This is a genomic window from Saccharopolyspora erythraea (genome assembly GCF_018141105.1).
Lineage (GTDB): Bacteria > Actinomycetota > Actinomycetes > Mycobacteriales > Pseudonocardiaceae > Saccharopolyspora_D > Saccharopolyspora_D erythraea_A.
This window is the reverse complement of record NZ_CP054839.1, coordinates 4,573,071-4,595,250: the sequence shown is the minus strand read 5'-3', so window position 1 is coordinate 4,595,250 and position 22,180 is coordinate 4,573,071. Positions and strand designations below refer to the sequence as shown.

Annotated in this window: 22 protein-coding genes; 12 read left to right on the top strand and 10 right to left on the bottom strand. The window is 72.1% G+C overall.

All coding sequences use genetic code 11. The features are described from left to right. Positions 1-99 precede the first annotated feature (99 nt). The 3 genes from HUO13_RS20635 to HUO13_RS20625 all read left to right on the top strand — a co-directional run bounded on the left by HUO13_RS20635 (position 100) and on the right by HUO13_RS20625 (position 2,327). Complete coding sequence (locus HUO13_RS20635; protein ID WP_249123900.1) at positions 100-1,164, top strand: serine hydrolase domain-containing protein; 1,065 nt, start codon at positions 100-102, stop codon at positions 1,162-1,164. 123 nt (positions 1,165-1,287) lie between these two features. After that, on the top strand, positions 1,288-2,148 hold the full coding sequence (locus tag HUO13_RS20630) for a helix-turn-helix domain-containing protein (RefSeq protein WP_211896761.1): 861 nt from the start codon (positions 1,288-1,290) through the stop codon (positions 2,146-2,148). Beyond that, positions 2,145-2,327 (top strand): DUF397 domain-containing protein, encoded by a 183-nt coding sequence (locus HUO13_RS20625; RefSeq protein WP_211896760.1) that lies wholly within the window; start codon positions 2,145-2,147, stop codon positions 2,325-2,327. The genes HUO13_RS20630 and HUO13_RS20625 overlap by 4 nt, the downstream gene beginning before the upstream one ends. 19 nt (positions 2,328-2,346) lie before the next feature. Here the strand turns inward: HUO13_RS20625 and HUO13_RS20620 are convergent, their stop codons facing one another. Beyond that, complete coding sequence (locus HUO13_RS20620; RefSeq protein ID WP_211896759.1) at positions 2,347-3,555, bottom strand: glycosyltransferase; 1,209 nt, start codon at positions 3,553-3,555, stop codon at positions 2,347-2,349. 115 nt (positions 3,556-3,670) lie between these two features. Next, on the bottom strand, positions 3,671-4,219 hold the full coding sequence (locus HUO13_RS20615; protein WP_211896758.1) for a GNAT family N-acetyltransferase: 549 nt from the start codon (positions 4,217-4,219) through the stop codon (positions 3,671-3,673). A 181-nt stretch (positions 4,220-4,400) separates the two neighbouring features. Here HUO13_RS20615 and HUO13_RS20610 point away from each other — a divergent pair, with 181 nt between their 5' ends. Genes HUO13_RS20610 through HUO13_RS20600 form a run of 3 tightly spaced genes read left to right on the top strand, consistent with a single transcriptional unit; the run spans position 4,401 to position 7,283 of the window. Further along, complete coding sequence (locus HUO13_RS20610; protein WP_211896757.1) at positions 4,401-5,462, top strand: CPBP family intramembrane glutamic endopeptidase; 1,062 nt, start codon at positions 4,401-4,403, stop codon at positions 5,460-5,462. A 16-nt stretch (positions 5,463-5,478) separates the two neighbouring features. After that, entirely contained in the window at positions 5,479-6,681 is a 1,203-nt protein-coding gene (locus HUO13_RS20605; RefSeq protein ID WP_249123899.1) for a sensor histidine kinase, read from the top strand. Then, positions 6,678-7,283: a response regulator transcription factor gene (locus HUO13_RS20600; RefSeq protein WP_211896756.1), complete on the top strand. Its 606-nt coding sequence runs from the start codon at positions 6,678-6,680 to the stop codon at positions 7,281-7,283. Before HUO13_RS20605 ends, HUO13_RS20600 begins: the two co-directional genes overlap by 4 nt. Positions 7,284-7,417: 134 nt before the next feature. On the opposite strand, the gene HUO13_RS20595 is transcribed toward HUO13_RS20600, so the two are convergent. Beyond that, positions 7,418-8,323, bottom strand: coding sequence for a helix-turn-helix transcriptional regulator (locus HUO13_RS20595; RefSeq protein WP_211896755.1), 906 nt, complete (start codon positions 8,321-8,323; stop codon positions 7,418-7,420). A gap of 138 nt (positions 8,324-8,461) precedes the next feature. On the opposite strand from HUO13_RS20595, the gene HUO13_RS20590 reads away from it, so the two are divergent. Together HUO13_RS20590 and HUO13_RS20585 are read left to right on the top strand one after the other, a co-directional pair. Continuing rightward, the gene (locus tag HUO13_RS20590) at positions 8,462-9,379 is read left to right on the top strand and encodes an MBL fold metallo-hydrolase (protein ID WP_211896754.1); all 918 of its coding nucleotides are present in this window, start codon (positions 8,462-8,464) and stop codon (positions 9,377-9,379) included. Positions 9,380-9,404: 25 nt separating this feature from the next. Further along, positions 9,405-10,844 (top strand): carboxylesterase/lipase family protein, encoded by a 1,440-nt coding sequence (locus HUO13_RS20585; protein ID WP_211896753.1) that lies wholly within the window; start codon positions 9,405-9,407, stop codon positions 10,842-10,844. A 126-nt stretch (positions 10,845-10,970) separates the two neighbouring features. On the opposite strand, the gene HUO13_RS20580 is transcribed toward HUO13_RS20585, so the two are convergent. Continuing rightward, on the bottom strand, positions 10,971-12,371 hold the full coding sequence (locus HUO13_RS20580) for a phenylacetate--CoA ligase family protein (protein ID WP_211896752.1): 1,401 nt from the start codon (positions 12,369-12,371) through the stop codon (positions 10,971-10,973). A 150-nt stretch (positions 12,372-12,521) separates the two neighbouring features. Further along, entirely contained in the window at positions 12,522-13,508 is a 987-nt protein-coding gene (locus HUO13_RS20575; RefSeq protein ID WP_211896751.1) for a malate dehydrogenase, read from the bottom strand. Positions 13,509-13,692: 184 nt separating this feature from the next. Here HUO13_RS20575 and HUO13_RS20570 point away from each other — a divergent pair, with 184 nt between their 5' ends. The 3 genes from HUO13_RS20570 to HUO13_RS20560 all read left to right on the top strand — a co-directional run bounded on the left by HUO13_RS20570 (position 13,693) and on the right by HUO13_RS20560 (position 16,272). Beyond that, complete coding sequence (locus HUO13_RS20570; RefSeq protein ID WP_211896750.1) at positions 13,693-14,211, top strand: GNAT family N-acetyltransferase; 519 nt, start codon at positions 13,693-13,695, stop codon at positions 14,209-14,211. Between the two features lie 89 nt (positions 14,212-14,300). Beyond that, complete coding sequence (locus tag HUO13_RS20565) at positions 14,301-15,767, top strand: AlkA N-terminal domain-containing protein (RefSeq protein WP_211896749.1); 1,467 nt, start codon at positions 14,301-14,303, stop codon at positions 15,765-15,767. A 13-nt stretch (positions 15,768-15,780) separates the two neighbouring features. Beyond that, on the top strand, positions 15,781-16,272 hold the full coding sequence (locus HUO13_RS20560) for a methylated-DNA--[protein]-cysteine S-methyltransferase (RefSeq protein WP_211896748.1): 492 nt from the start codon (positions 15,781-15,783) through the stop codon (positions 16,270-16,272). Positions 16,273-16,398: 126 nt separating this feature from the next. Here HUO13_RS20560 and HUO13_RS20555 read toward each other — a convergent pair whose 3' ends face one another. The 5 genes from HUO13_RS20555 to HUO13_RS20535 all read right to left on the bottom strand — a co-directional run bounded on the left by HUO13_RS20555 (position 16,399) and on the right by HUO13_RS20535 (position 21,416). Further along, positions 16,399-17,400 (bottom strand): TerC/Alx family metal homeostasis membrane protein, encoded by a 1,002-nt coding sequence (locus HUO13_RS20555; RefSeq protein WP_211896747.1) that lies wholly within the window; start codon positions 17,398-17,400, stop codon positions 16,399-16,401. A 204-nt stretch (positions 17,401-17,604) separates the two neighbouring features. Continuing rightward, positions 17,605-17,931 (bottom strand): DUF6204 family protein, encoded by a 327-nt coding sequence (locus HUO13_RS20550; RefSeq protein WP_211896746.1) that lies wholly within the window; start codon positions 17,929-17,931, stop codon positions 17,605-17,607. Positions 17,932-18,008: 77 nt separating this feature from the next. Beyond that, on the bottom strand, positions 18,009-18,833 hold the full coding sequence (locus HUO13_RS20545; protein ID WP_211896745.1) for an SDR family NAD(P)-dependent oxidoreductase: 825 nt from the start codon (positions 18,831-18,833) through the stop codon (positions 18,009-18,011). Next, positions 18,830-19,720 carry an alpha/beta fold hydrolase gene (locus HUO13_RS20540; protein WP_211896744.1) on the bottom strand — a complete coding sequence of 297 codons (891 nt, stop codon included), beginning with the start codon at positions 19,718-19,720 and terminating at the stop codon, positions 18,830-18,832. The genes HUO13_RS20545 and HUO13_RS20540 overlap by 4 nt, the downstream gene beginning before the upstream one ends. 85 nt (positions 19,721-19,805) lie before the next feature. After that, positions 19,806-21,416, bottom strand: coding sequence for an ABC-F family ATP-binding cassette domain-containing protein (locus HUO13_RS20535; RefSeq protein WP_211903021.1), 1,611 nt, complete (start codon positions 21,414-21,416; stop codon positions 19,806-19,808). A gap of 207 nt (positions 21,417-21,623) precedes the next feature. Here HUO13_RS20535 and HUO13_RS20530 point away from each other — a divergent pair, with 207 nt between their 5' ends. Beyond that, positions 21,624-22,160 (top strand): MarR family winged helix-turn-helix transcriptional regulator, encoded by a 537-nt coding sequence (locus HUO13_RS20530; RefSeq protein WP_211896743.1) that lies wholly within the window; start codon positions 21,624-21,626, stop codon positions 22,158-22,160. Positions 22,161-22,180: the final 20 nt, after the last annotated feature.

Here is a 22,180-nt window from a genome sequence, read left to right as displayed (position 1 = left end):
CTTGATGAGCCCGGATAGCCTCGATGCGGCGAGCGGCGCTGATGGATGGCAGTCGCACGCCCCGTCGTGGACAGGGGGACGATGCAACCGCGAGGAACCGTGGAACCGCGCTTCGACCGCGTGCGCGAGGTGTTCGCCGAACTGCTGGACTCCGGCCAGGAAACCGGCGCCGGACTGTCGGTGTGGTTCGAGGGCAGGCGGGTCGTGGACCTGCACGGCGGATGGGCCGACACTGCGCGGACACGTCCGTGGCAGTCCGACACGCTCGTGCACACCTTCTCGGTGAGCAAACCGTTCGCCGCGCTGGCGACGCTGGTGGTCCTGGCCCGCAACGGCATCGCCCTGGATACTCCGGTCGCCGACCTGTGGCCGGACTACGCCGCCGCGGGCAAGGCCGCCACGACCCTGCGGCAGGTGCTCAGCCACCAGGCCGGCCAGCCCACCTTCCCCGCCACGACTGCGGGGCTGTTCGACGACGAAGAACTGCGCGCGGCGCTGGCGGCGGCCCCGCCGGAGTGGGAGCCCGGCACGGCCATCGCCGAGCACGCCCTCACCTACGGGCACCTGCTCGACGGTGTCGTGCGGGCGGTCACCGGCCGGTCCCTCGGCGCGGTCTGGCGCGACGACGTCGCCGGACCGCTGCGGATGGACGCCCACTTCGGCGTCCCGGAATCCGGCCTCGCGCGCGTCGCGGACCTCGAACCGGCCGACCCGGAGAGCTGGCGTTTCGGCAGTGACGGCAACCCCGTCGACCGCGCGCTGTCGGTGCCGCCGGACGCGCGGGAGGTGTGGGTGCTCAACAGCGAGCGGTGGCGGCGCGCGGAGTTCCCCGCGATCGGCCTGCACGCCCGCGCCGACGCGCTCGCGCGGTTCTTCGCCGACCTGCCGAGCCCGGACGGCCCGGTGGCCGCCCTGCTGGGCCGCGAACTGCACGAGGAGTTCCTGGCACCGCAGGTCAGCGGGCGCGACCTCTTCCTCGGCTACGACCTCACCTGGACGCTGGGCCTGCAACGCAGCGACACCGAGATCGCCATGGGCGGCCTCGGCGGCTGCGTGGCGTGGGTGTCGCTGCGGCACGGCTACTCGTGCGCCTACCTCACCCGCTACCTCAGCGGCCCGCACCGCATGATGGCGCTGGAGGAAGCCATCGAGTCGGCGTTCTGAGTCGTTGCGGGCCCGGCAACACGTCGTGCCTTGGGGTGGTCGGGTGCGAAATCCGGTGACGGAGGTGGATTCGGCGGCTCGGAGGCCGGGAACATGGCGGCTCCGACTCACCGCGGGAGCACCATGTCCGAACCAGACCCCACCGTCCGAGGCCAGGAACTGGGGGAAGAACTGCGCGGGCTGCGCGAGGCGAGCGGCCTGAGCCTGGCCGATGCCGCCAAGCGGATCGACGCCTCGGCCAGCAAGCTCAGCCGCCTGGAAACCGGGCGCCGCGCCATCGCGGTGGAGGACGTCGCCGCGCTGCTGGCCATCTACGGCGTCAACGGCACGCAGCGCCGGGAACTGCTGGCGCTGGCCCGCGAAGCACAGCGACGCGGGTGGTGGCAGCGCGACCGCCCGGGCTTCGCCGAACGCCAGCGCACCCTGGTCTCGCTGGAAGCCAAAGCCGACCGCATCGTCAACTTCGAGGGCATGGTCATCCCCGGCCTGCTCCAGACCGGCGAGTACACCCGGGCACTGCTGGCGGCTCGCGGGGAACTGGGCGATGAGGAGATCGAACGGCGAATGGTGGTGCGGCTTCAGCGGCACGCTGTGTTGCGCGGCGAGTTCGCGCCCCGGCTGTTGGCGGTTGTCGACGAACTCGCGCTGCACCGGATCGTCGGTGGGCGCGACGTTCTGCGCCGACAGCTGGAACACTTGGTGGAGAGCACACTGCGGCCCAACATCTCCGTGCGCGTGGTGCCGAACATCGGCACACCCGCCGCTTCGGCGAAGGCTTTCCAGATCCTGGAGCGGGCCGGCGCGCCGACCGTGGTGTTCCTGGAGAACCTGGGCTCCAGCCTGTTCCTCGAGGAGCGGCACGAGATCGAGATGTACGGCTCGCTTCTGCGCGGACTGTTGGACGTCGCCCTGGATGAGCCAGAATCGGTGACGTTCATCGCCGAGTTGGCGCGAGGTCTGGGCAGGGAAGCGAGCACCGCATGAACCGCGAGAAGCCGGAGTCTCTGAGCTGGCGCAAGAGTTCCTGGAGCACGGAGGAGAACTGCGTCGAGGTGGCGTTCGCCTCGGACCGGGTGGCGCTGCGCGATTCCAAGGACCCGCACGGTCCGGTGCTGACGGTGCAGGCAGCGGTGTTCGCCCGCTTCGTCCGCGGCCTTCGCTGAGCGCGAGACCGACCGCGGGTCAGCCCGCCGTGCGGTGTTCCTCGACGAGACCGGCCAGGTCGTCGGCCGCTGTGGTGACGTCGGGCAGGGCGAGCATGGCGCGTTGGGCGTGCCGGACGGTCGCCTGGATCTTGTCGTCTGCGAGGAGTTGTTCGCAGGCCGCGGTGATGTCGTCGGCGTCGGGTTCGCAGCGGCGGCCCAGGCCGAGGTCGGTGACGCGGTCGGCGTTGTGGGGCTGGTCGCCGAACTGGGGCAGGACCGCCATGGGGACTCCGGCGCGCACGGCTTCGCGGATGCCGTTGTAGCCGCCGTGGGTGAGGAACAGGTCGGTGGATTGCAGCAGGAGCGGTTGCGGGACGCGGTCGGTGACGTGGATGTGCGGCGGGGCGGTGACCGGTCCGGGGTCGATGCCGCCGGTGACGACGATGGCCTCGCAGCTCACCCGGGACAGCGCGGTGATGATCGTGCGTAGGAGTGTGGCGGGGTCGCTGAGGTGGTCGGGCAGTTCGACGCCGTGGTGGCGCAGTTCGGTGAGCATGGGCAGTGCGGTGCCCAGGGCCGCCAGCACCAGTGGCCGGTCGGCGGGCAGCTCGGTGACCCAGGCGGGCAGTAGCTCGTCGCGGCTGACGAGGTCGGGTTGCCGGTAGCGGCGTGCGTCGGGCATGCCGGGTTCGGTGAAGGAGTAGGCGGCGGGGATGCAGTCCAGGCGCCCGTAGCGGTAGATGGCTTCGGGTTCGACGGGGGTGGCCAGGGCGGCTTCGGCGCGTCGCCGGTCCACTGCCGGGGCCAGGCGTTCGGGGGTGAGCAGGTTGGCGTTGCCGGAGGGCACCGGCAGGTGCGGGATACCGCGGTCCTCGGCGACGAGGAAGCCGCCGAGTTCGGCGCCGTCGCGCAGCACGAGGTCCGGGGCGAAGTCCTCGGCCAGCGGCAGCAGGGCTCGTGCGGCTCCGGTGGCGTGCGGGCCGGCGGCCAGGGCGATGAGCAGTTCGGTGTGCGCGGTACGCGGGTCGGCGGAGCCCTCTTGCACCAAGTGCATCAGTTCGCGTGCTGTGGCCGCCATGTCGGGCAGCACCGCGGTGGTGCGCAGCGGTTCGCCGTCGAAGACGTGGGTCAGGTGGGCAGGGGTGGCCACCAGGACGTGGTGTCCTCGGGTGGCGAGCGCGCGGGCGAAGGGCAGCACGGCTCGGGCGTGCGAGGGCGATCCCATCGCGGTGCACAGAACGCGCACGGGGACTCCTGTCAGGACGGTGGGGACCGCGGGGTCCCGCAGGTTGCTCGTCGGAGGCCGACGCTAGCGTCCCTCGACCGGACTCGGTCGGGTGATCACCGGCGGGGAGGCTGTTTCAGGTGAGTGCGTCGGGGTTTCTGCGCTCCCACACGACCTCGACGCCGCTTTGGGAGGGGCGTTCGGGGTCTTTGGTCCGGTGCTCGGTCTCGGTGAAGCCCAGGCGCCGGGGGATACCGCTGCTGGCGGTGTTGGCGCGGTCGTGGCGGATCTGCAGGTGGTCCACGTAAGGCAGCGCGAACGCCTCGTCGACGAGTGCGGCGACCGCGCGGGTGATGATGCCCTGGCCGGTGTGGTCGGGGTGCAGCCAGTAGCCGATCTCCACGCCGCCGGGGCCGATGCGGCGCATCAGTCCGACGCCGCCGACGATGGCGCCGTCGATGGTGACGGCGTAGTCGAACTCCTCGCCGCTTTTCCAGCCGGCTTCGGCGTGGGCGAGGAACTGCTCGGCGGCGTCGAGGTCGTAGCCGTTGGCGACCCAGGGCAGCCAGGGGCGCAGGGTGTGGATGGCTTCGTTGACCGCGCGGTGCAGCCGGTCGCGGTCATCGGCGCGCCAGCGGCGCAGCGTCACCGGGCCGGTGGCCAGTTCCTCCCTCGGATGCTCCACCGGGCCATGCTCCCGCGCGGAAACGACGAGCGGCAACCGAGTTCCGTTCGGTCCACCAGGACGGATTGGGGCTTGAGCCTGGCACCCATGACATCTGTCATGCCTGACCCGTGCGGGGCACGGGGAAAACCCATGATCGGTGACACTCTGTCACGAACCCGCTCCGCCTTAGGTTCGGAGCATGAACCCCAACTACGACCGTTTCCCTTCGTCTCCGACCTCGCGATCGGCCGACGCGTTCCGCACGGCCCCGGACGTGGGAGCGGTGCGGACATCTCCGCACGCACCGGCCGATCCGGCCGTGCCGCACCCGCGCCGTCGCGGTCCGCGGCCGCTCCCGCCGGGTGTGGAGTACCACCGCGTGCTCGCCGGTGAGAAGCGCCGCATAGGGCGCGGCATCCTCGCGATCGTGCTCCTGGTGGCCGGGATGTTCGTCTTCAGCTTCATCATCGCCCAGGCGGCCGCTTCCATCGACACGCGGATGGGCAGGACCAATCCGACCCTGGGCGGCACCGACTTCACACCCCTGTACCAAGGCGCGGGTCTGTTCTCGGTCGCCCTGCTCATTCCGTGGAGCATGCTCATCCAGCGGTGGCTCTACGGCGTGCGGGGCGCCTCGATGCACTCCGTGGTATCGCGCTTCCGGTTGGACGTGTTCGGCCGGGCGCTTTTGTTCATCGGCCCCGTCTGGCTGGTCAATTCGGTCTTCCTGGCCGTCGCCATGCCCGGCAAGCAGACCTACTGGTCGTTCGCCGACCTGGTCGGCATGGTCGCCGTCACCCTCCTGCTGACGCCCGTGCAGGCGGCCGGCGAGGAGTACGGCTTTCGCGGACTCGTCTTCCGGGTCGCCGGGAGCTGGGGCCGCGGGCCGCGCACGGCGCTGATCATCGGCGTCCTCACCTCGAGCCTGGTGTTCATGGCCGTTCACCTCTCGACCGACCCGTGGCTCAACCTCTGGTACTTCACCCTCGGTGCCGGTCCGGCCGTCATCACCTGGCGCACCGGCGGCATCGAGACCGGGGTCGTCGTCCACGCGCTGAACAACACGCTCAGCCTCCTTCTCGCCACCGCCGTGCACGTCGACCTCGTCGCCCCTCTTCTGGACCGGTCGGCGGGTGCCGGGTCGCCCGCCCTGCTCATCCCCTGCCTCACCCTCGTCTCGATCACGGCGGTGGTGTGGCTGCGCACACGCACGACGGGACCCGCCCTGACCCCCGTGGACCCACGGTCCGTGCGGGTGTGACGGGACAATGACGGCCATGAGTGATTCGCCGCTGGTGGGCGCGCGCAAGTTCGAGGCATACGTGCGCTGGTCGACTTACAGCGCCGTCACGTTCCCGGTCACCACCCTCCTCGGCGCCGCGCTGATGGCCGGGCGCAGCACCGGAGCGCACGCCGCGGCACCGGCGGCGGCGCTCGGGCTCGTCCTCGCCCTGACAGCCGGGAACATCGTCGTCGTCAACTGGAGCATCGACCATATCGTCGGCCGCGCACGGCGGTTTCCCGTCGGGACGGTCGCCGTGTGGGCGCTCACGCTGGCGGCGTTCGTCGTCGTGGCCCCGCGAATCCCCCTGCCCGCGATGGGCCTGGCGGTCGCAGCGGCGATCGCCTCGGCCGCCGCGAGCTTCGTACCCGCACTCGACGCACGCCGGGCGCTCCTGCTCAACGCGGCGATTCTGGTGACGGTCGCGCTGCTCACGGGGGGCTCCGAGGTTCCGGCACTGGTGACCGGCGCGATCGTGATCAGCGCCGTCCTGTGGGCCTGCTGGTCGAGCGCGTGGATGCTACGGGTGCTACGCGAACTGCAGGCGGCGCACGAGATGCGTGCCGAGCTCGCGCTCGCGAACGAACGCCTGCGCATCTCACGCGACCTCCACGACGTGTTCGGGCGGACCCTGGCGACGATCGCGGTCAAGAGCTCATTGGCGTCGGAACTCGTCCGCCGCCGCCACGATGAACGGGCCGCGGCCGAGATCACCGCGGTGCGGCAGCTCGCCGAGGAGGCGGGCACCGAGGTCCGCCACATCGTGCGCGGCGAGCTGCGCACGACCTGGGACGGCGAGGTGTCGGGCGCGCGATCGCTGCTGGAGTCCGCCGGCATCCGCTGCACGGTGACCGGCGACCCCGTCCCCCAGGAGTGCGCGGAGGCTCTCGCGTGGGTCGTGCGCGAGGGCGTCACGAACCTGCTGCGCCACTCCGCGGCGAACCAGGTCACCCTCGCGACCGCGAACCAGGACGGGGAGGTACTCCTCACGATCGCCAACGACGGGGCCCGTCCCGCAGGCTCCGCGCAGACCAGCGAGGCCGGCGGGCCCGTTGCCGCCGACATCGGCGAGGGAATGGGGCTGCGCTCGATGTCCGAGCGGATCCGCGCGCTCGGCGGGCACGTCACCGCGCGCCGCGACGGCACCTGGTTCCTGCTCGAGGCCACGATCCCGCTTGCGAAGGAAGAGCCCGCATGACCCGCATCCTCGTCGCCGACGACGAACACCTCATCCGAAACGCCATCGCCGGGCTGCTCGAGCTCGAGGACGGCTTCGAGGTCGTCGGCCAGGCCGCGTCCGGTGACGAGGCGCTGGCCACGGCCCTGCGGGTCCGTCCCGACGTGGCCCTGCTCGACCTGCAGCTGCCCGGGCCCGACGGCATCGAGGTCGCCCGGCGGCTCGCGGCGCAGCTGCCGGAGTGCCGGAGCATCATCGTGACCTCGCACGGCCGGCCCGGGTATCTGAAGTCGGCACTCGCGGCGGGCGCGCGAGGCTTCCTGCCCAAGACCGTGTCCCCTCGGACCCTCGCGCAGGTCGTCCGCACGGTCGTGGGCGGCGGCCGCCACGTCGACCCCGAGCTCGCGGCGGAGGCGATCAGCGCGGGCGACTCCCCGCTCAGCCCGCGCGAGGCCGACGTGCTCGCCCTGGCGCGCGACGGCGCGCCCGTCGAAGAGATCGCCCGGCGCGTCTCGCTCTCCCGGGGGACCGTGCGCAACCACCTCGCGGCCGCCATCGCCAAGCTCGACGCCGCGAACCGGCACGAGGCCGCGCGCATCGCCGCCGGGCACGGCTGGATCTGAGTGAAGCCGTCCCATGGTCCAAGGATGCTCGCGGGCCGACCAGGGGCGTGGTGGTTCCGGTCGCCTCCGGCCTCGATCAGGATGCGGGGCCAGTGTCGGGGAGTCCGGTGGGAACCCGTCGGTAGTCGTCGCGGTCATCGCCAGCTCGCCGCGATGGGAGCACTGACGTTGTCGGTGCAAGGCGCTTGGCCGCTGCTCGTCTGTCGGAGTAGTGCGAGAGCCGCCTCGGAGGGGGAGTCGGCGGGGGTCGTGCACACGATCAGCACTTGTTCCGGTGAGCGGGCGATCGACAGTGTCTGCTGTGTCACGGTCACCGGGCCGACGACGGGGTGGTGCAGTTCGTAGGACGCGGCGTCGCAGGGTGCCACGCGGTGGTCGCCCCAGAGTGCGACGAACTCCGGGCTCTTCATCGTCAGTTCGCCGATCAGCTCCGCGAGCGGTGGGTCCTGCGGGTGCCTGCCGACGGTGATCCGCAGGTTGCCGACCACCGCGCGGGCCTTGCGCTTCCAGTCCGTGTACAGCTCCCGGCAGTGTGGGTCCAGGAACAGCATCCGGCTCATGTTCGGCCGCTCCGCCAGGTTGTCCGGGCTGTGGAAGTCCAGGTGGCCGGCCAGCAGGGCGTGCCCGAGGGTGTTCCACGCCAGCACGTCCGTACGCCGGCCGAGCACCAGCGCCGGGACGCCGTCCACGGCGCGCAGGAGGTCCCGCGTCTCGTCGGCGAGCTTCTCGGGCCGGGGGCGGCGGGCGCGGGGCGTGCGGCGGGCGGCCTCGGCGAGCCGGTTGAGGTGCTCGCGCTCGTGGTCGTCGAGCAGCAGGGCGCGGCCGATCGCCTCGAGCACCTCGGCCGAGGCCCCGCGGGACAAGCCCTGTTCCAACCTCGTGTAGTACGAAACGCTGACGCCCGCCAGCTGGGCCAGTTCCTCGCGCCGGAGCCCGGCCACCCGCCTGCGGGGTCCGAGGTCGCGCAGACCGACGTCTTGCGGTCGCAGCAACGCCCGTCTGGCCTGCAGGAAATCGCCGAGTGGGCCAGGTCCGTCCATGTCCTCAGTATCCGGGCCACGGCCCGGTCCCAGCCACACCCTGCGAGGGGTAGGACAACGCGGGAGTGGTTCGTGCGCGCCCGCGTGTCCAGGCTCGGTCTCATTCGGACACGTGCCTCGAACCCAAGGACGGACCACATGGAGCAGAACCCCGAGCAGATCACCCTGGGCGATGTCACCGTCACCCGCATCAAGGAGTTCTACGGCTCGGTCGAGATGACTCCGGGTGAGTTCTTCCCGGACAGTCCTGACGGCTCGTGGGACGAGCACCGTGGCTGGCTGGCGCCCGACTTCTGGAATCCTGAGGCGGACGAGTGCCATTCGGCGATCCAGTCCTGGCTGCTGCGCAGCGAGGGGCGCACGATCCTCGTCGACACCGGCGTGGGCAACCACAAGGACCGGCCGTACTCGCCGGTGTGGAGCCGTCTGGACACGAGCTACCTCGACACCCTCGCCGCCGCCGGGGTGCGGCCCGAGGATGTCGACATCGTGGTCAACACGCACCTGCACGTCGACCACGTCGGCTGGAACACCCGGCTCGACGGCCGTAGCTGGGTGCCGACCTTCCCGAACGCCACGTACCTGATGACGCGGCGGGACTTCGAGTTCTGGGACCCGTCCAACGAGAACAAGTCCGTGCTGGGCCGCGGGAACCAGAACGTCTTCGAGGACAGCGTCGCGCCGGTCCACCGGGCCGGTCTGACCCGGCTGTGGGAGGGGTCGTACCGGATCGACAAGAACCTGCGGCTCGATCTCGCTCCCGGGCATACCCCCGGCTCGTCCGTGCTCGCCCTGGAGTCCGGCGGCGACCGGGCCCTGTTCGTCGGGGACCTGGTGCACACCGCGCTGCAGATCGCGGAGCCGGAGACCAACTCCTGCTTCTGCGAGGCCCCGGCCGAGTCCCGGGCCACCCGGCACAAGCTGCTCGGCCACGCCGCCGAGAACAACGCGCTCGTGTTCCCCGCGCACTTCGGCGGCCATGGCGCCGCGGAGGTCGAGCGCAACGGGTCGAGGTTCGCGATCAAGCAGTGGGCGGCCTTCTCCCGCCTGTCCTGATACTCCCGGAAAGGAAGCGTCTCCCGTGATCCAGCATGCAGACCCGGTCGTCGAAACCTCGGCGGGCGCCGTGCGCGGCATCCTCGACGACTCCGGCGAGTTCTACCGTGCCATCCCCTACGCGGCAGCGCCGGTCGGCGCCCGCCGTTTCGCCCCGCCCGCGCCGCACCCGGGCTGGTCCGGCGTCCGCGACGGCACGCGACCCTCGCCGACAGCTCCCCAACCGGTCCGCGACTTCGGCAGGCTCGACATGGTCCCCTACTTCGGGCCGGGCTGGGTGCGGGGCGAGGAGTATCTGACCGTCGACGTCCGCACGCCTGCCACCGACGGCGGCAAGCGCCCCGTCATGGTCTTCGTGCACGGCGGCGGATTCGTCACCGGCTCAACCCGCGCCGCGCTCTATGACGGCAGCGCGTTCGCCCGCGACGGCATCGTCCTGGTGACGGTGAACTACCGCCTCGGCATCCCCGGTTTCCTCGACCTGCAGGGCGCTCCGGCCAACCGCGGGCTGCTCGACGTGCTCGCCGCGCTCGGCTGGGTGCGCGCCACAGTCGCGGCGTTCGGTGGTGATCCGGACAACGTCACGATCTTCGGCCAGTCCGCGGGCGCCACACTCGTCGGAGCGCTACTCGCGACGCCGGAGGCCAAAGGCCTGTTCCGGCGGGCGATCATCCAGAGCGGCAGCGGCACCGGCGCCTTCACCCCGGAACAGGCGCAGCGGGTCACCGCCAGGGCGGCCGCGACGCTGGGCGTCGAACCGACCGACGAAGCATTCGCCGCGATCCCGGACGAGCGCTTCCTGGAGATCCTGCCCGCACTGGCCGGACTCGACCTGCGCACCAGCACCGCCACGGACCCGCTGGCCGGCCTCAGCCCGTTCAGCCTGGTCCTCGCGGTCCAGCCCGCCGACGGTCTCGCCGATGGCCCGGCCTGCGACGTCGACCTGCTGATCGGGACCAACACCGAAGAGGGGCACCTCTATCTCGTGCCGCAGGGCAACCTGGAGTCCTCCACGACGGCAGACGTGCTCGCCATCGCCGCCAAGGTGTACGCGGACCCGGAGACCCAGGTCGCCGCGCACCGCGTGGCCCTGTCGAACGCGACACCGGGCGAACTGCGCTCTGCGGTGCTCGGGGAGGCCCTGTTCGGGGCCGGTACGGCCCGCATGGCCCAAGCCCACGCACAGATCTCGGGCGGCCGCACACACGTCTACTCGTTCGGGTATCGCTCGACGGCCCTGAACGGACGACTCGGCGCCACCCACACCGTGGAGCTTCCATTCGTCTTCGACATCGCCGACGAGCCGTGGCTGCACGGTGACACAGGCCTGCTCGGCCCCGACCCCGCCCCGGGCGGCCTCGCGGGCCGGATGCACACCGCCTGGGTCGCGTTCGCCGGCACCGGAGACCCGGGCTGGGCCGCCTACGACCCGCGACAGCCCGTGGCGGAGATCCTCGGAAGCTGAGCCTCCCCACCGGATACTCGTCCTCGGGCAGCGCGTGCGGGTGATCACCGGCTAATCGCCCCGACAGCGGGAATTCGCCCACGCACTCAGCATTTCCGAGCACTGGTCGGAAATGTCGACGGTTGTTCAGTGCAGTGCGATGAACCGACGCAGCTTTCCGGTCGCCTCGTGGCGTGCGAGGTGGTCGACCGTGCGGATGCGGACCTGCGGGTCGGGCAGTCCGTGGTGGCGCAGTGCGGCTTCGACCGAGGAGGTCAGCGCGGTCGCGTCGGGTGAGCCGACGGCGAGGATCTCGGCTCCGGCCGGGGTCTGGTGGACCTGGTACTCGGCGATGTGCGGGTCGGTGCCGAGGACGTGGCGGAACACGCTCGCGGGCACTGTGCACGCCGGGTAGTGGAAGTCGTCGTCGCGTCGTCCGGCGATGTCGGCCAGGCGTGCGAACCGGCTGCCGCACGGGCAGTCGCCGGGCAGGGGCGTGACCTCGTCGCCGAGGTCGTAGCGGATGAACGGGAACGTCCGGTTGGCCAGTCCGGTGGCCAGCGTCCGCGCTGCGGGTTCGTCGGGGGCGACCGGCGTGCCGGCTTCGTCGACCCGTTCGAGCACGACTTCGTCCTCGCACACGTGCAGTCCCTCGCCGTGTCCGCACCCGACGGCCTGGACGCCGATCTCGGTGGAGCCCCAGAGGTTGTGGACCGGCACGTTCCAGGCGTCGTGGATCGCCTGCCGGTCTTCCTCGAAGAGGGGCTCGGAGTTGGTGCTGACGCGGACCGGCTGGATGTCCAGTGCTCCTGCCGAGGCTGCGCGGGCGAGCCGTCCGATCACCGTGGCGTAGCCGACGAGGTGGGTGGGTCGGGCGGCGGCGACCGCCGCGAGGACGTCGTCGAAGGGCTCGCCGGCCGGTATCACGACGGTGTGCATGCCCGCCGCACTGGCTACGTCGAACAACGGTGTGCTGGCATGCGGTGGCTCGCCGGCTTCCAGCACGGCGAGCAGGGCCGGGCGCTGCCCACCGGCGCGGCGTTCTTCTCGTGCCTGCGTGCGCCAGGCGAGGCAGGCCAGGGACACGAACAGGTCCCAGTCCCACACGTAGACACCGCGCACGCCGGTCGATCCGCCGGAGCTGAAGATCTGCTGGCCGCCTGGGGTGTAGGAGAACCAGGGTTGTTCGGCCAGGGTGCGCTCGGCCTGGTCCCGGTCGAGGCCGGGAACGGTGACGATGGCGTCCCACTGCTCCTGGGCGTCCTGCTTGGTCATCACCGGAAGCCGAGCGAGGTCTGCGGTCGTGGCCGTGGACAGGTCCAGGCCGCGGGTTCGTGCCGCGTGGAACGGGGAGCGCTGCTGGGCGTAGGTGAGCAGGGCGCGCAGGCGCTGGTCGCGGTAGTGCTCGATCTGTTCCCGTGTCCAGTCCAGGCGCGCGGTGTGGTCTTCGAGTGCGGCGTGCACCGCGCTGAGGTGGCCGGTGCGCAGTCGCTCGTAGTCCGCTTTCGCGGTGCTGGCCTGGTCAGTGCCGCCGATGTGCTCAGACATTGCCGTCCTCCGAGCGTGAGAGGGGCGTTGTCGGGCTGGTGCGGTTCCGAGTCTTGCACGACCGGGCGGATCGGCCACTCGCGTCGGCACCGGCCGTGCACAGCACTGCGGGCCGCACCCGGTTCGGGTGCGGCCCGCAGGTCAGTGGGTTCAGAGCAGGCCGAGCTTGCGGACCGCGTCGCGCTCTTCGCTGAGCTCGTTGACCGAGGCGTCGATGCGCTGGCGGGAGAACTCGTCGATCTCCAGGCCCTGCACGATCTCGTACCGGCCGTCGCGGGCGACGACCGGGAAGGAGGAGATCAGGCCCTCGGGCACGCCGTAGGAGCCGTCGGAGACGACCGCGGCCGAGGTCCAGTCGCCCTCCGGGGTGCCGTTGACCCAGGTGTGGATGTGGTCGATGGCGGCGTTGGCGGCCGAGGCGGCCGAGGACGCGCCGCGGGCCTCGATGATGGCCGCGCCGCGCTTGGCCACGGTGGGGATGAAGGTGTCGGCCAGCCAGGCCTGGTCGACCTGCTCGGCGGCGATCTTGCCGTTGACCTCGGCGTGGAACAGGTCGGGGTACTGGGTGGCCGAGTGGTTGCCCCAGATCGTGAGCTTCTTGATGTCGTTGACCGACACGCTGAGCTTCTGCGCGAGCTGGGTCAGGGCGCGGTTGTGGTCCAGGCGCGTCATCGCGGTGAACCGCTCGGCGGGGACGTCGGGGGCGTGGGCCTGGGCGATCAGGGCGTTGGTGTTGGCGGGGTTGCCGACCACCAGCACGCGGACGTCGTCGGCGGCACCGGCGTTGATGGCCTCGCCCTGGGGCTTGAAGATGCCGCCGTTGGCCTCCAGCAGGTCACCGCGCTCCATGCCCTTGGTGCGGGGGCGCGCACCGACCAGCAGCGCGACGTTGGTGCCGTCGAAGGCCGTGCGGGCGTCGTCGGTGACCTCGATGCTCTGCAGCAGCGGGAACGCGCAGTCGTCGAGCTCCATGGCGGTGCCCTCGGCCGCCTTGACCGCCTGCGGGATCTCCAGCAGCCGCAGCCTGACCGGGGTGTCGGGCCCGATGAGCTGGCCGGAGGCGATCCGGAACAGCAGGGCGTAGCCGATCTGGCCTGCCGCGCCGGTGACGGTCACGGTGACGGGCGCTTGGGTCATCTGAATTTACTTCCTGCTCGCCGGGTGGTTGCCCTGGCGATGCTATCGGCCGTGGGCCGGTTGCCGCGCGTGCCCGCCACGGATCACAGTGGACGTGGTGCCGGACCGATTCAGCTCGAGAGCCGGGCCACACGACGGTGGCGGATTTCCGCCGCAGGGCTGCCCGGCGGGGGCCCGGGGCGCCATGATGTCGATCATGACGGTTCTGCGCTTGGGCGACCACGGAGACCTCCCGGCGATCCTGGGGATGTTCGACGAGGCCGTGGAGTGGCTGACCGGGCTGGGCAGGCAGGCCCAGTGGGGCAGCGTGCCGTGGTCGGGTGTGCCCGACCGGGTGCAGGGGGTGCGCTCGACCCTCGACAGCGGTGACCTGTGGATCGCCGAGGTCGACGGGGAGGTGGCGGGGGCGCTGGTGCTGGGCGAGCAGCCGCCGCCCTACGCGCCGGCCGCGACCGAGCCCGAGCTCTACGTGCGGCTGCTGCTGACCTCGCGGCGCTTGCGCGGGCGCGGTATCGGCACGGCGCTGCTGGAGCACGCGCGGGGGCAGGCGTCGCGGCGCCGGATCGGGCTGCTGCGGGTGGACTGCTGGGCGGGTGGTGACGGCAGGCTGGTGCGCTACTACGTCGATGCCGGGTTCAGGCCGACCGAGCGGTTCGACCGCGACGGCTGGCCGGGTCAGGTCCTCGAACAGCGCTTGGTCTGAGCCTGCGGGAGCGCGAAGAATCGCCTACGCGGGCCCATGATGTCGGATTTCTGCTAGACCGCGGTGCGCCGGCGGTGGATGCTTCTGGTGTGCATGATGATGTTGAGCGGTGCGTGCGGGCGGTGCGTTCCCGGGACGCGCGCTTCGACGGGTGGTTCTTCACCGCGGTGCTGACCACCGGGATCTACTGCAGGCCGAGCTGTCCGGTGGTGCCGCCCAAGGCGGAGAACATGCGGTTCTTCCCGACCTCGGCCGCGGCGCAGCAGGCCGGTTTCCGGGCGTGCAAGCGCTGCCGTCCCGACGCCAGCCCGGGCTCGCCGGAGTGGAACCAGCGCGCGGATCTCGTCGGGCGGGCCATGCGGTTGATCGCCGACGGCGTGGTGGACCGGGAGGGCGTGCCGGGGCTGGCCGCGCGGCTCGGCTACAGCGACCGGCAGGTCGAGCGGCAGTTGCTGGCCGAGGTCGGGGCGGGGCCGCTGGCGCTGGCCCGCGCGCAGCGGGCGCAGACCGCCCGGGTGCTGGTGGAGACGACCGCGCTGCCGATGGCCGAGGTGGCGCTGGCGGCGGGCTTCGGCAGCATCCGCGCGTTCAACGACACGGTGCGCGAGGTGTTCGCCGTGGCGCCGAGCGAGCTGCGGCGCTGTTCGCCGGGGGCGCCGGCGCCGTCGGGTCCGCTGTCGCTGCGGTTGCCCTTCCGCGCCCCGTTGTGCCCCGACAACCTCTTCGGGCACCTGGCGGCCACGGCGGTGCCGGGGGTGGAGGAGTGGCGCGACGGGTCCTACCGGCGCACGCTGCGCCTGCCGCACGGGCACGGTGTGGTCGCCCTGCGTCCGATGCCCGACCACGTCGGCTGCCGGCTTTCGCTGAGCGATCTGCGGGACCTGCCGGTGGCGATCAACCGCTGCCGCAGGCTGCTGGACCTCGACGCCGATCCGGTGGCCGTCGACGAGTTGCTGCGCTCGGATGCGCTGCTGCGGGAGCTGGTCGACAAGAATCCCGGCCGGCGGGTGCCGCGCACGGTGGACTCCGCCGAGTTCGCGGTGCGCACGGTGCTGGGCCAGCAGGTCTCCACCGCCGCGGCGCGCACGCTGGCCGCCCGCCTGGTGGTCGAGCACGGCACCGAGGTCGCCGACGCCGAAGGCGGGCTCACGCACCTGTTCCCCGAGCCCGAGGCGCTGGCGGCGGTGGATCCGGCGACGCTGGCGTTCCCGCGGTCGCGCCGCCGCGCGCTGCTGGCGCTGGTGAACGCGCTGGCCGAGGGCCAGGTCGATCTCGACGTCTCCGGTGACTGGCGGCGGGCCCGCGCGGGCCTGGCCGCGTTGCCGGGCATCGGGCCCTGGAGCGTGGAGTCGATCGCGATGCGCGCGCTGGGCGATCCGGACGCCTTCATCGCCACCGACCTGGGCGTGCGCCTGGCGGCCCGGCAGCTCGGCCTGCCGCGGACCCCGGCGGCGCTGACCGCCCGCGCGGCGGCCTGGCGGCCGTGGCGCGCCTATGCCGTGCAGTACCTGTGGGCCACCGGCGACCACGCGATCAACCGCTTGCCCGCGGCGTGAGGAGAGGAACCCCATGCGCACCCACACCGTGATCGACAGCCCTGTCGGCCCCTTGACGCTGGTGGCCACCGACGGGGTGCTCTGCGGGGTCTACATGGACCAGCAGCGCCACCGGCCCCCGCAGGAGACCTTCGGCGAACCCGACGCGGAGCCGTTCGGCGAATGCGTCCGGCAACTGGAGGGCTACTTCGCGGGGCAGCGCACGGAGTTCGACCTTCCGATGCGGTTCACGGGGACGCCGTTCCAGCAGGAAGTCTGGACCGCGCTGCGGTCGATCCCCTACGGCACCACGGTCTCCTACGGTGAGCTGGCCGAGCGCATCGGCAGGCCCGCGGCGGCGCGGGCGGTGGGCCTGGCCAACGGCAGGAACCCGATCGGGGTCGTCGTGCCGTGCCACCGCGTGGTCGGTTCCTCGGGTGCCCTGACCGGCTACGGCGGTGGGCTGGAGCGCAAGCGGCAGCTGCTGGACTTCGAGCGCGAGGTCGCCACCCGCGGCCGGCCCTGACCGGTCTGCTCTAGGGGCGGGGTCTGCGGGGCGGGTGTGCGTCGAGCAGGACCGCGCAGGTGACCAGCAGCGCGATGAGCACCAGTGCGGTGACGGCGGCTTCGACGAGCAGGGCGGTGAGCACGGTCAGCTCCCGGGGGTGGTTTCGGCGCGTCGGTTGGCGTAGAGGCTGGTGAGGGTGACCGCGGCCAGCACCAGCACGATGAACGCCAGCGACAGGAGGGTGGGGATCTCCGGCACGGCGGGCCAGATGCCGTGCGCCCAGTGCAGCACCAGCTTGACCCCGATGAAGGCCAGGATGACGGCCAGGCCGTGGTTGAGGTGGGTGAGTTTGGCCAGCGCGGTGTGCAGGACGAAGTACAGCGCGCGCAGGCCCAGCAGGGCGAAGGCGTTGGTGGTGAACACCAGGTAGGGGTCCTCGGTGATGCCGTAGACGGCGGGCACGGAGTCCACGGCGAAGACGACGTCGGTGGCGAAGACGGCCACGACCACGACGGTCAGCGGGGTCAGGGCGAGCCTGCCGTTCTGGCGGGCGGTGAGCCGGGTGTCCTGGTAGTCGTCGGTGACCGGCATCAGGCGGCGCAGCAGCCGCACCGAGCGCATCTGGGAGACGTCGCGGTCGAGTCCTTCGCCGCGCACGGCTTCGTACAGGATTTTGATCGCGGTGGCGAACAGGATGGCGCCGAAGACCAGGAACGCCCAGGTCCCGGCCTGCAGCAGGGCCGCGCCCGCGGCGATGAACACCCCGCGCAGCACCAGTGCGCCGACGATGCCGTAGAGCAGCACGCGTTGCTGGAGCTCGGCGGGGACGGCGAAGCCGGTCAGCAGGATCATGAACACGAACAGGTTGTCCACCGACAGCGACTTCTCGACCACGAAGCCGGTGATGAACTCCAGTGCCTGGTCGGTGCCGAACGCGATCCACAGCGCCGCCCCGAAAACCAGGGGCAGGGCGAGGTAGAACACCGACCAGCCCACGGCCTCGCGCAGGGAGACCTCGTGCGGGCGGCGGGTGACCACGAAGTCGACCACCAGCAGGGCGAGCAGCACGGCGATGCTGACCGCCCACAGCCAGGGGTTGCCGATCGACCCGGGTGCGGCTGCCTGCACCGAGGCGGGGGTGGGCATGGGGGCCTCCTCGAACACCGGTGGTGTCCGGGGTCTCCTCCGTCCGCGGTGGACGGTCTGCCGGGGACGCGTGCGGTGCGTCCGTCCTGACCGGGCAGACCCGTTGGAAGTACTCCCCCCGCTCCGCCGAGTATCGGCCACACCCGGCCGCTCGGCGATCCGGCGGTCAGACCCCCTGACGGTGGTTGCGGCGGCGGCGCGGGCTCAGCGTCTGCGGATTTTGATCCGGGCCATGTTGGTGGAGCTGAGCTCGAGGTCGCGGTGGCCGCAGCCGAAGGGGGCCAGCAGCGCGGTGAGCTTGGTCTCGGCGCGTCGGCGCAGGTCGTCGCGGCCGATGTCGTCGGGGGCGGGGAGCTCGCAGCGGAAGGTGAAACCCGCCAGCCGCCGGTCGTAGGTGAGGCTGCCGCGGTCGGTGAAGCGGGCGTCCAGCACGTCGTGGTCGTCGGCCTCGGCCAGCAGTGCCGAGCGGGCGTGCTGGTCGAGGCCGACGAACTTGCCGCGCAGGATCACCCGGTGCACCTGCTCCACCATCGTCGTCCCTCCTCGAAGTGGCGCATTCAGATTCAACACTGTATCTGAATACACCGCTGGTTTTCGCCGTGGCCGGGTCAGAACAGTCGTTTCCCGCCTCCGGCGAGGAGGGTCTGCCCGGTGATCCAGCGGCCCTGGTGCGAGGCCAGGAACACGGCGATGTCGGCGATGTCCTCGGGGGTGCCGACCCGGCCCAGGGGGCTGAAGGCGGCGAACTCGGTGTCCATGGCCTGGTCGATCCAGCCGGTCTGCACCGGGCCGGGAGCGATCGAGTTGACGGTGATGCCGGCCGGGCCCAGCTCCAGCGCCGCCGAGCGGCTGAGGCTTTCCAGGGCGTGTTTGCTGGCCCAGTAGGAGATCTCGCCCGGCGCGCCGGGGGCGGCGTCGGTGCTGATGTTGATCACGCGGCCCCAGTCGCCGCCGCGGCGCAGGTGACGGCGGTGCATCTCGGCCATCAGCAGCGCCGGGGCGCGGGTGTTGACCGCGTGGTGGGCGTCGATGCCCGCGGCGTCGACGGTGTCGCGGGAGCGGGTGTCGAAGGTGTCGGGCACGCAGTGGGCGGCGTTGTTGACCAGGATCTCCACCGACCCGAAGGCGGCTTCGGCGTGGTCGAACAGCCGCGGCAGCACGTCGGGGTCGGCCAGGTCGGCGGCGTGGAACTCGACGTGGGCGCCGTCGCCGCGCAGCGCGTCGCGCACCTGGCTGCCGTCGGTGGCCTTGGCCTCGGCGCAGGTGCGGGCGGCCGCGGACCCGGGGTGCTGCGGCGGCGTCTCGGGCAGGGCGGTCAGCAGCAGCCGCACGCCCTGGCGGGCCAGCGCGGCGGCGATGGCCGCGCCGATGCCCAGCGGGTTGTCGGCTCCGGTGACCAGGGCGACGCGGCCGTGCAGGCGGGGGTCGATCACGGGTGGGCTCCGATGTGGTCGGTCAGTGCGGTGACCAGCGCGGGGTGCAGTGCCGAGGGCAGGGCGTGGCCGAGTCCGGGGATCTGCACGCAGCGGGCGCCGGGGATGAGGGAGGCCAGGTGCTGCCCGTGCGGTGGCGGGTTGACGGGGTCCTCGGGCCCCTGCACCACCAGGGTGGGTGTGCTGACCCCGGCCAGTTCGCGGCCGCGGCTGGTCGGCACGGGGGTGGCGGCGGCGTGCGCGCCGGGCTGCTGGTGGGTGCCGGCGTGGTCGATGGCGGTGTTCTCCCAGCGGCGGAACTGCTCGGCGTGGAAGGGCAGTGCGGTTCCCGCGAGCAGGCGCCACTCCTCGACGCGGCGACGTAGCGCGGTTTCGCGGTCGGGTGCGGGATCGGCGCGGTGGGCCATGGCCCGCACGATCTCGGGGCTGGGTGTGGGCAGGTCGCCGGGGGCCGAGATGCCCTCGACCGCGCGGCGCATGGCGCCGGCGAAGTCGACGTCCAGTGCCGCGGTCTGCATCAGGGTGAGGCTGCGCAGCCGGTCGCGGTGGTCCAGGGCGAGCAACTGACCGAGGACACCGCCCAGAGACATGCCGGCGACGTGGGCGGTGCCGATGCCGTGGCCGTCGAGCACGGCTACGGCGTCCTCGGCCAGGTCGTGCACGCCGTAGCGGGTGGTGTCGTAGCGGGTGGAGCGGCCGGTGTCGCGGTGGTCGTAGCGCACGACGCGCAGTCCGTGCGCGGTGAGCAGGTCCACGAACTCCTGGGGCCAGCCCATCGCCGAGGCGTTGGCGCCCATGATCAGCAGCAGCGGGACACCGTCGGCAGGGCCGAGGGCCTGGGTCCACAGGCGGGTGCCGTCGGGGGTGGTGACCAGGCGTTCAGTCATCGAGCGGTCCCTCTTTGTCGGATCGGGCACGGTGGGCACGGGTCTCCTCGCAAACGGCAGTTCGATGGGAGGAGGGGTGCGTGGTTCAGGCGGTGATGCGGCCGTTGTCGACGGCCAAAGCGGGGCCGTCCCAGCGGCGCCGCAGCCAGCGGTCGTGGGTGGCGACCACGACCGCCCCGGGCGCGGTGCGCAGGGCGTCTTCGAGTTCCCCGGCCAGGGTCAGCGACAGGTGGTTGGTCGGCTCGTCCAGCAGCAGCACCTGCGGCGGGTCGGCGATCAGGGTGGCCAGGGCCAGTCGCCGCCGCTGGCCGACCGAGAGCGCGCCCACCGGCCGGTCGAGGTCGGCCGGGGCGAGCAGGCCGAGGTCGGTCAGTGCGGGCACGCCGGTGCGCTCGGCGGTGGCGGCCTCGTAGATCCGCCGCGGGGTGCGGGCGGGGTCGGGGAAGACCACGTCCTGTTCGAGCAGTCCCACCCGCACGCCGCCACGGCGCTGCACGCTGCCGGTGTCGGGGGCGAGGGTGCCTGCCAAGAGGTGCAGCAGGGTGGACTTGCCTGCGCCGTTGGGGCCGGTGACCAGCACCCGGCCGTCGCCCGCGAGGTCGAGTTCGCTGACGTGCAGCCGTTGCCGGATCGTGGCGTCGCGGATCTGCACCACGACCTCGGCGGTGTTGGTGGTGCTGGTGACCGCGGCGGCGAAGCGCAGCGGCTCGGGTGGTTTGCGCACCTGGTTGCGGGTGAGCTCCTCCAGGCGGTGGCGGGCGTTGCGCACGCGGCGGGAGATCTGCTTCTGCACCCGCGAGCCGGTGAAGTCGTAGGCCAGCTTGCTGGTGTTGCCGCGCGGGGCGAAGTGGCCGAGCTGGTGGGCGGTGACGGTGGCGGTGTGGCGCAGGTCGCGCAGCTCGTCCTGTTCGGTGGCGTAGCGCTGCTGCCAGCGCACGCGTTCGGCGTGCTTGGCGGTGAGGTAGTCGGAGAAGGTGCCGCCGTAGCGGGTGATGCCGTGCACGGCGGGGTCCAGGTCGACGATGTCGGTGCAGACCTCGTCGAGGAACACCCGGTCGTGGCTGGCCAGCACGACCACGCCCGGCAGCGCGCGCAGGTGGTCCTGCAGGAACCGGATCGCGGGTTCGTCGAGGTGGTTGGTCGGTTCGTCCAGCAGCAGCGCGCGGGGACGGCGCAGCAGCAGCACCGCCAGGCTCAGCCGCGCCCGCTGCCCGCCGGAGAGCTCGCCGACCCGCCGGTCGCGGGGCAGGCCGCCCAGGCCGAGCCCTTCGAGGACGATTTCGGCGCGGTGGTCGGCGTTCCACAGGTCGTGGTCGTGGGCCCACTCCAGCACCTCGCCGTAGTCGGCCAGCAGGGCGGTGTCGTCGGGGTGGCGGGACAGGGCCTCGGTGAGCTCGGTCAGCCGCGCTTCGGCGACGCGGATGTCGGCCAGGGCCTCGTCGAGCACCTCGCTGAGCGTGGCCCGGTCGGCGAACGGCGTTTCCTGGTGCAGGAACCCGAGGTCCGCGGGGGCGATGACCTCGCCGACGTCGGGGTCCTCGCGGCCGGCCAGCAGCCGCAGCAGCGTGGACTTGCCCGCGCCGTTCTCCCCGACCAGGCCGAGGCACTGGCCGGGAGAGGCGGTCAGCGAGACGCCGTCGAGGACGCGGCGGTCGCCGTAGGACTTGACGAGATCGCGTGCGAGCAGCGCGGAAATAGGACATCACCCACCGAGGAATTCGGAAACGATGCCCGCCGGGCACTTCGGGCGCGCGGAATGCGAGAGATCGGCGCGCGGGCCGCGGACGCGGGCGGTGCGTGATGTCAGTTCTTCATAGTGGCGCCGAGTATAGCCACAGCGCCCGCGAGGAGGTCCACCGGTTTTTCTCGGGATCGGCACGGGACGGGGTTAGGCTGAGTGACCATGTCGGACAGTGCGGTGCCGCCCGCCGAGGACGGGGTGGATCGGATCCAGCGGGCGTGGCAGCGGGAACGGCCCGGGATGCCGGTGGAGTCGATCGGGGTGATCACCCGGATCTGGCGGATCGCCAAGCTGCTCGACGACGAACGCCGCCGCACCGACGCGCGCATCGGCCTGGACGCGCCGACGCGCGACCTGCTGAGCACGTTGCGCCGCTCGGGGCCGCCCTACCGGCTCTCGGCCGGGGAGATCGCGCGGCAGTGCCTGGTCAGCGCGGGTGCGATCTCGCAGCGGCTGACCCGGGCCGAGCAGCGGGGGCTGGTGCGCCGCACGAAGGGCGGTGCCGACGGGCGTTCAGTGCAGGTCGAGCTGACCGAGCAGGGCCACCGGCTCATCGAGGACCGCGTCGATGACCTGCTGCGCCACGAGGAGACTCTGCTGACGTCGCTGGATGTGTCCCAGCGCGAGCAGCTGACGGGGTTGCTGCGGGTCCTGCTCAGCGACCTGACCGGGCGCTTCGGCGCCGACGACCGTCCGTGAGGGGTCGCCGGCGCCGCGGG

Bases quoted from the DNA above. Each gene is read 5' to 3' on its own strand.
- HUO13_RS20590 (WP_211896754.1), top strand. From the start codon at position 8,462: ATGGAGCAGAACCCCGAGCAGATCACCCTGGGCGATGTCACCGTCACC.
- HUO13_RS20625 (WP_211896760.1), top strand. From the start codon at position 2,145: ATGAACCGCGAGAAGCCGGAGTCTCTGAGCTGGCGCAAGAGTTCCTGG.
- HUO13_RS20580 (WP_211896752.1), bottom strand. From the start codon at position 12,371: ATGTCTGAGCACATCGGCGGCACTGACCAGGCCAGCACCGCGAAAGCG.
- HUO13_RS20610 (WP_211896757.1), top strand. From the start codon at position 4,401: ATGAACCCCAACTACGACCGTTTCCCTTCGTCTCCGACCTCGCGATCG.
- HUO13_RS20595 (WP_211896755.1), bottom strand. From the start codon at position 8,323: ATGGACGGACCTGGCCCACTCGGCGATTTCCTGCAGGCCAGACGGGCG.
- HUO13_RS20605 (WP_249123899.1), top strand. From the start codon at position 5,479: ATGAGTGATTCGCCGCTGGTGGGCGCGCGCAAGTTCGAGGCATACGTG.
- HUO13_RS20630 (WP_211896761.1), top strand. From the start codon at position 1,288: ATGTCCGAACCAGACCCCACCGTCCGAGGCCAGGAACTGGGGGAAGAA.
- HUO13_RS20550 (WP_211896746.1), bottom strand. From the start codon at position 17,931: ATGGTGGAGCAGGTGCACCGGGTGATCCTGCGCGGCAAGTTCGTCGGC.
- HUO13_RS20575 (WP_211896751.1), bottom strand. From the start codon at position 13,508: ATGACCCAAGCGCCCGTCACCGTGACCGTCACCGGCGCGGCAGGCCAG.
- HUO13_RS20600 (WP_211896756.1), top strand. From the start codon at position 6,678: ATGACCCGCATCCTCGTCGCCGACGACGAACACCTCATCCGAAACGCC.
- HUO13_RS20570 (WP_211896750.1), top strand. From the start codon at position 13,693: ATGATGTCGATCATGACGGTTCTGCGCTTGGGCGACCACGGAGACCTC.
- HUO13_RS20560 (WP_211896748.1), top strand. From the start codon at position 15,781: ATGCGCACCCACACCGTGATCGACAGCCCTGTCGGCCCCTTGACGCTG.
- HUO13_RS20530 (WP_211896743.1), top strand. From the start codon at position 21,624: ATGTCGGACAGTGCGGTGCCGCCCGCCGAGGACGGGGTGGATCGGATC.
- HUO13_RS20540 (WP_211896744.1), bottom strand. From the start codon at position 19,720: ATGACTGAACGCCTGGTCACCACCCCCGACGGCACCCGCCTGTGGACC.
- HUO13_RS20555 (WP_211896747.1), bottom strand. From the start codon at position 17,400: ATGCCCACCCCCGCCTCGGTGCAGGCAGCCGCACCCGGGTCGATCGGC.